The organism is Salinivibrio costicola subsp. alcaliphilus, assembly GCF_001996185.1.
Lineage (GTDB): Bacteria > Pseudomonadota > Gammaproteobacteria > Enterobacterales > Vibrionaceae > Salinivibrio > Salinivibrio costicola.
Genome location: NZ_MUFR01000231.1, coordinates 1 through 219, shown reverse-complemented (window position 1 = coordinate 219; position 219 = coordinate 1). Strand labels below are relative to the sequence as shown.

Sequence of the window (219 nt, the reverse complement as noted above, 5' to 3'; positions counted from 1 at the left end):
GAACTGCACCAAATTGCCCAGTCACAGTTCTATTACTGGCAGAAAAAGCTCACAACATCATCCACCGAGCCCGAGAGCGTCATTGTTCCCGTGTCAATGTCTTCATCGCCGATGACGTTAGTGGTCGAAACCCCCGGCGGCTACCGGGTCTCCGTCCATGACGCCTCGGCCATCGCGCTGTTACCGCAAGTGATGAAGTACCTGCCATGATCCCGACAC

The 219-nt window shown here is 55.7% G+C and carries 1 protein-coding gene; it reads left to right on the top strand.

Annotated features, from left to right (window positions below; genetic code table 11):
• A partial coding sequence (tnpA, locus tag BZJ21_RS16540; RefSeq protein WP_158075563.1) for an IS66 family insertion sequence element accessory protein TnpA occupies positions 1 to 210 on the top strand: 210 nt, incomplete at its 5' end.
• Positions 211 to 219 lie beyond the last annotated feature (9 nt).